At 66.1% G+C, this 6,623-nt stretch carries 6 protein-coding genes and 1 pseudogene; 5 read left to right on the top strand and 2 right to left on the bottom strand.

The features are described from left to right. Both HUU95_RS05370 and HUU95_RS05365 read right to left on the bottom strand, forming a co-directional pair. Positions 1-476: acyl-CoA dehydrogenase family protein (locus HUU95_RS05370; protein ID WP_174279172.1), on the bottom strand; the 476-nt coding region annotated here is incomplete at its 3' end. A 2-nt stretch (positions 477-478) separates the two neighbouring features. Then, entirely contained in the window at positions 479-1,327 is an 849-nt protein-coding gene (locus HUU95_RS05365; protein WP_174279171.1) for an alpha/beta fold hydrolase, read from the bottom strand. Positions 1,328-1,459: 132 nt separating this feature from the next. Between HUU95_RS05365 and HUU95_RS05360 the strand changes: the two genes are divergently transcribed. The 5 genes and pseudogenes from HUU95_RS05360 to HUU95_RS05340 form a co-directional block, all read left to right on the top strand. Further along, on the top strand, positions 1,460-3,070 hold the full coding sequence (locus HUU95_RS05360) for a GMC family oxidoreductase (protein WP_174279170.1): 1,611 nt from the start codon (positions 1,460-1,462) through the stop codon (positions 3,068-3,070). A gap of 92 nt (positions 3,071-3,162) precedes the next feature. Beyond that, positions 3,163-3,897 carry a TetR/AcrR family transcriptional regulator gene (locus tag HUU95_RS05355; RefSeq protein WP_174279169.1) on the top strand — a complete coding sequence of 245 codons (735 nt, stop codon included), beginning with the start codon at positions 3,163-3,165 and terminating at the stop codon, positions 3,895-3,897. A gap of 56 nt (positions 3,898-3,953) precedes the next feature. Beyond that, a complete protein-coding gene (locus HUU95_RS05350) occupies positions 3,954-5,126 on the top strand; it encodes an alpha/beta hydrolase (RefSeq protein WP_174279168.1) in 1,173 nt (390 codons plus the stop codon). Between the two features lie 7 nt (positions 5,127-5,133). Then, positions 5,134-6,093, top strand: coding sequence for a 2-hydroxyacid dehydrogenase (locus HUU95_RS05345; RefSeq protein WP_254602637.1), 960 nt, complete (start codon positions 5,134-5,136; stop codon positions 6,091-6,093). Between the two features lies 1 nt (position 6,094). Next, positions 6,095-6,623 (top strand): annotated as a pseudogene (locus HUU95_RS05340) (kinase); the annotation flags it as partial.

Genomic DNA, 6,623 nt, shown 5'->3' with positions numbered 1-6,623 from the left:
TTGATGCGATAGCCGTTGCCGTCCTTGAGCGCCGTCGTGCGGATCGACTGAAGGTCGGAGCCGGCGCCCGGCTCGCTCATCGCGATCGCGGCGACGCGCGCGCCACTGGCGAGCTTGGGCAGCCAGCGCCGCTTCTGCTCCTCGGTGCCGTGGAGCTGGATATAGGGCGTGACGATCACGTTGTGCAGGCTGATCGCGAAACCCTCGATCCTCTTACGCGCCACCTGATCGACCAGCACCAGATCGTGCCGGAAATCCCCGCCCGCCCCGCCATATTCCTCGGGCACGCTGACGCCGAGCAAACCCGCTTCGCCCGCTTCGTTCCAGAAGGTCCGCTCGACCTGACCCGCCGCGCGCCATCCCGCCACGCGCGCCGGCGGCGCATGCTGGTCGAGGAAACGTCCGACAGAGTCGCGGAACATGACGATCTCCTCGTCGAGCATGAACGCAGGTTCGGGGACGTCGAGTGCGGCCATGATCAATCCTTGTTCGGGGCGGAAGACGACTCATTGCCGATCCGTGCGATCACGCGCGTCAGGAAGGCGAGTAAAGGGCGTGTAAACGCGTCGTTGCGGTCACCCGCCACCATGTGGCCCGCATCCGCCACGTTGACATACTCGGCGTGGGTCACGAGATCGAGGAACGCCCGGACTCCGGCGCCGCTGACAACGCGACTCATGCCTCCACGGACCAGGAGGGTCGGCACTTCTACCCGGCGCGCCGCAGCCTCGGCACGCTCACGAAACGCGGTCACGACGCCGCTGGTCGGCGCTCCGAACATTGCTGGATCCCAATGCCAGTGCAGGCGGCCATCGGGACGCTGCCGCAGGTTCTTCATCAGTCCGTCGGCACTACTCGGGCGAGGTCGATGCGGCAGGTAGGCGGCGACGACCTCGGCCGCTTCTTCGACCGATCCGAAGCCGTCCGGGCGCGCGGTCATGAAGGCGCGGATCTCCTTTGCGCCCTCCAATTCGATCGCGGGAACGACGTCGACCATTACAAGCGCGGCAACGCGTTCGTCGTCGTCTTCTCCCGCCGCGAGCAGGCCCGTCAATCCGCCTAGTGACGCGCCAACCACCACGGCGCGGCCGCCGAGCTCGTCGATCACCGCGCGTAGATCGGATAGATGCGCATCAAGCCCATAGGCCCCGTCGGTCGCCCAGCCGCTGTCGCCATGTCCGCGCAGGTCGAGGCTGACGACATAGAAGCCGGCGGCTGCCAGCGCGTCGAGCGTGCCCGCCCAGCTATGCCGCGTCTGACCGCCGCCGTGCAACAGGATCACTGGGAGCGAACGGCCGCCGGCGCATTCGTCGGCGGCCAATGTCATCCCAGCGCTCGTCACGAAGCACCGCAGCGTCGTAGGAATGCCTGCCATCTCATACGGTCCAGCCACACGGCGTGTTGATAGTCAACGTAGTTTGATATCTAGCAGACCTGTCAATGAGGTGGAGTGGTAAGGATGTCGGATTTTAACGCCGTTCCCGATTACATCATCGTCGGGGCGGGCTCCTCGGGATGCGTGCTCGCGGCGGAACTGACGTCGGACCCGAAACGTACGGTTCTGCTGATCGAGGGCGGTGGCAGCGATCGCAGCTTCCTGGTCGACATGCCGCGCGGTCTCGCGAAGCTTCTCGAACCCGGCAGCCGGTACGTGCGCGACTATGACGTCCGGCGCGGCGGCAATCGCGGCACCGAACGCTGGATGAAGGGACGGGTGATCGGTGGATCGAGCAGCATCAACGGCATGATCTATGCTCGCGGCTTCCCCGCGGATTACGACCGCTGGGCAGCACTCGGCTGTCCTGGTTGGGGCTGGTCGGACATGGTGCGGCACTTCAAGGCGATCGAGGACCATGACCTCGGTGAAACCGACGAGCGCGGTGCCGGCGGCCCGCTGCGCGTCAGCGGCCACCCAACCGATGCGGCCGGCGGCGCTTTGTGCGAGGCGGTGATCAAGGCGGCGGCGCAGGCAGGCACGCCGCGTGTGGACGACACGAACGCCGCGCCCGAGGGCGGCATCGCCTATCAGGCTCGCACGATCTGGCGTGGCAAGCGGCAGAGCGCTGCGAAAGCATTTCTGCGCCCGGCGATGAAGCGCCCGAACCTGACGGTCGCGAGCGATACCGAGGTCCTACGGATCGTGTTCGACGGACGGACAGCAGTCGGCGTGGAAGTTCGCGACAAGCACGGCGTCCGCGTGAACCGCGCGAGGCGTGAGGTGATCCTGTGTGCCGGGGCGCTTGAATCTCCCAAGCTGCTCCAGCTCTCGGGGATCGGACCGGGGAAGCGACTTCGTGATTTAGGTATCGACGTGATGCACGATCAGCCGCAGGTCGGGCAGAACCTCCGCGAACACCTCTATCTCCAAACGAAATTCCGTGTGAACGACGGCGGGCTCAATCGGGAATTCGTCGGTTTGCGGCTGTTGCGCAACGTGCTGCGATACCTGTTCACCGGCGCCGGACCAATGAGCCACGCGGCGCAGGAGTTGGTTGGATATATCCGGTCACGCGACGGCCTCCCCCGGCCTGACTGCCAGATAGGTGTCGGGCTGTATTCGCTCGCGGAGGGTCCTAAAGGCCTGGCTCTGGAGGCCGAACCGGGATTTACCATCGGCGGCTATTTCATGCATCCGCGATCGCGCGGCGAGATCGTCATCAGTTCGCCCGACCCGGCGGCTCCGCCCTACATCGACGCCAACTACCTGGCGGAAGAGGAAGACCGCACGGCATCGGTCGGTATGGTCCGCGCGATCCGGCACATCGTCGCGCAGCCGGCGCTCGCCGGGATTGTACGGACAGAGCTGGCCCCCGGCCCAGCGGTGCAGTCCGACGATGACATCCTCGACGACCTGTACGCCCGCGGCGGCACCGCCTTCCACGTCTCGGGCACCTGCCGGATGGGGAGCGACGACGCTGCGGTTACCGATCCGGCGGGGCGCGTGCGCGGCGTCGAGGGCTTGCGCGTGGTCGATACATCGCTCTTTCCCGACCTGCCATCGGGCAACACCAACGCTCCGGCGATGGCTGCCGGACGCAACGTCGCGCGGAGGATGCTGGCCGAGCGCTGAGCCTGTTCCTCTCGCTTGCAAGGCATTGCCGCACGCGCGATAGCTGCTGCCCGGCCTGGCGTCGAATGCGCCAACCGAAGCGACGGACCGTGATGGCACGAACGAAGACGACGCCCCCCGACAGTGGCACCCCGCCGGCGAAGCCGAGAACGCGTAAGACCTCGTCGCCCGCGCCTGCGAAAGTCGGCAAGAGCGTCGAAAAGGCGCCGGCGCGGCGGCGTGGTCAAGGCAAAGAACGCATCCTCGCCGCGGCGCTCGACCTTTTCGCCAACAAGGGCTTCGACGCAGTCTCTACTTCGGATGTCGCGCAACAGGCAGGAAGTTCGCAGTCAGTGGTGCTTTACCACTTCGGCACGAAAGACGAACTTTGGCGCGCCGCCATGCGCGATCTATTCCGCACCGTCTCGATCAAGCCGACGTTCGACGGTGCGATGTACAAGGATCTGGACGCGGTGTCGCGGCTGCGCGTGCTGTTGCGCAGCTTCGTCCTCACCTCCGCGCGTCACCCGGAACTTGGCCGCGTCATCAACCGCGAGGGATCGAGCAGCAGCGATCGCATGGTGTGGCTGTTTCAGGAACTCGCCCGGCCCAATTACGCCACGTTCGAGGCGCTGTTCGCCGAAGGCGCGAAAAGCGGCCTGCTTAAGTGCTATCCGGCGCCGATGCTGACGCTGCTCGTCCACGGCGCGGCGGCGACGCTCTTCAATCTAGGATCGATCGCGCAGATGCTGCTGGACAGCGACCCGTTCGCGCAGGAGGTGATCGAAATGCAGGCGGACCTCGTCGTTGATGTCATATTGAACGGCCTCTCCGTTCGTGTTGGCTGATCAAACGATCCATATTGCGAATTGACTGGTGAGTTGGCGCTGCGTAGAGGCAGCGGATGCCTGCCCCGACGCCTTTCACTCGCCGGCCGGTCGCCATCGTGTTCAAGGACGAGTCCACCTTCAAGGACACCTATGGCGGCAGCGTCGGCCTGATCGCGTTGCAGGCGACGCTGCTGCTGCCGGAGACGCCCTCCGACACGATCCTGGTGACGATGCATCCCATCGGCGGTACGGCGGGGCTGCCGATCATGCGCTGGTTCGCGGAGAACGGCGTGCATGTGCTGGCGTGCGACAGCCGTTATCGCGGTGCCGATTATGCGCTCATCATGGAAAAGGTGGTGGTCGATCTCGGCGCGGCGGTGCGCTATGCTAGGGAGAAGCTGGGTTACGCGAAGGTCGTGCTGCTCGGCTGGAGCGGGGGCGGCTCGCTATCGGCCTTTTACCAAGCGCAGGCCGAGCATCCGACGATCACCGCGACTCCCGCCGGCGATCCGATCGACCTCGCGGTCGCGAAGCTGATCCCGGCGGACGGCATCGCCTTTGTCGCCGCGCATGTCTCTCGCCATGAGATTCTCACCGATGCGCTCGACGCGTCGATCCGCGACGAAGCCAATCCCGATGTTCGGAACGGGTCGCTAGATCTGTATGGTGACCAGATCACGCCGCCCTATGGCCCCGACTTCCTTGCAGCCTATCGCGCCGAGCAGCGCGCCCGCAACCGGCGTATCACCGCTTGGGTCAAGGCAAAGCTTGGAAGCCTCAAAAGCGCGGGCCGCGAGCGCGAGGAGTTCGGGTTCGTCACGCACGGCACGATGGCCGATCCGCGTTGGCTGGACCCTGCGGTCGATGCGAACGATCGCCGCCCCAACTGGTGCTACATGGGCGATCCGCAGGTCGTGAACATGAGCCCGATCGGCTTCGCGCGCTATTCGTCGTTGCGGAGTTGGCTTTCCCAATGGAGCATCGATGACGCGCGCGGCGACGGACCGAAGAACGCCGCGCTGGTGTCCGTGCCGGTGCTCGTCATCAACAATAGCGCCGACGATGCATGCGCGCCCAGCCATGCCCACCGGCTGTTCGATGCAGTCCCGCATGACGACAAACTGTTCGCCGAGATCAAGGGCGCGACGCATTACTATCAGGGCCAGCCGGAGCTGGGCGCGGAAGCGATCCGACATATCCGCCATTGGATGCACGCGCACGGCTTCGACCATGCGCCCGTCGGCTGAGCGCGCGATGCGCCTCTTCGTCACACGCCGCTGGCCGGCCGACGTCGAGCAGGCGCTGGCTGCAAACCATCTCGTCACACTGAACGAACCCGATCTCAAACTTGACCGCCTTGCGCTGGTCCGGGCGATGCTGACCGCGGACATCCTTTGCCCCACCGTCTCGGACACGATCGACCGCGAACTGATCGCCACCCCTGGCGCTACCGTGAAGCTCATCGCCAACTATGGCGCAGGCGTCGACCATATCGACCTCGATGCCGCGCGCGCCGCCAATATCCTGGTCTCCAATACGCCCGACGTGCTGACCGACGCGACCGCCGAACTCGCGGTGCTGCTTATCCTGATGGCGAGCCGGCGCGCGGGCGAGGGCGAACGCGAGCTTCGCGCCGGCCTATGGGCTGGCTGGAGGCCGACCCACCTGCTCGGCCAGGGAGTGACCGGAAAGCTGCTCGGGTTGATCGGCTTCGGGCGGATCGGTCGGGCCACGGCGGCGCGCGCGCGCGCGCTCGGCATGCGGATCGCCTACCATGCGCCGCACCGCGCGGCGGCAGCGGTCGAGCGAGAGTATGATGCTGCGTTCGTTGGATCGTTGGACGAGCTGGCGACGCAGGCGGATGTGATCTCGCTGCATTGCCGCGGGGGCCACGAGACGCGCCATTTGGTCGATGCTCGGCTGCTGGCGCGGATGAAGCCGAGCGCCATTCTCGTAAACACCGCACGCGGAACGGTCGTAAACGAGCGCGATCTTGCCGCCGCGCTCGCGTCCGGCCGGATCGCCGCAGCCGGGCTGGATGTATTCGAACGCGAACCGACGGTTGATCCGGCACTGCTCGCGCTCGACAACGTCGTGCTGCTGCCGCATCTCGGCAGCGCGACGCTGGATACACGTATTGCCATGGGGATGCGCGTTTTCGCCAACATCGAACAATTCGTGGCGACCGGCGAGGTGCTCGATCGTGTCTCCTGACGTGGCCACGTCGCTGGAAGCGGGGGTATTGGAGCGACTTGGGTCGATGCAAGGCCAGCCGCTCGTACTCGGGTTGTGCGGCGCCCAGGGCAGCGGCAAATCCACCGTGAGTGCGCTGCTCGTCGCGCGCCTGGCGGCGCACGGTCTCGCCGCCGTGACCCTGTCGCTCGATGACCTGTATCTCACGCGCGAGGAACGCACGCATCTCGCGAAAACCATACATCCGCTGCTCCTAACGCGCGGCGTGCCCGGGACACACGACGTGGCGTTGGGCCATGCCGTGCTTGACGCTTTGGCCAGCGGACGTCGAACAGCGCTCCCGCGCTTCGACAAGGCACGCGACACCCGCGTCGACCGATCGGCCTGGGAGCGGGTGGAGCGGCGCATCGACGTCGTGATCTTCGAGGGCTGGTGCGTCGGCGCGACGCCGGAGCCCGACGCGGCGCTCGCCAAATCCGTCAATACCCTCGAACGTGAAGCGGATGCGGACGGCCGCTGGCGGCGCTGGGTCAATGCTCGGCTGGCGCTGG

It is taken from the genome of Sphingomonas bacterium, assembly GCF_903643065.1.
Lineage (GTDB): Bacteria > Pseudomonadota > Alphaproteobacteria > Sphingomonadales > Sphingomonadaceae > Sphingomonas.
This window is presented reverse-complemented; position numbering and strand designations above follow the sequence as displayed.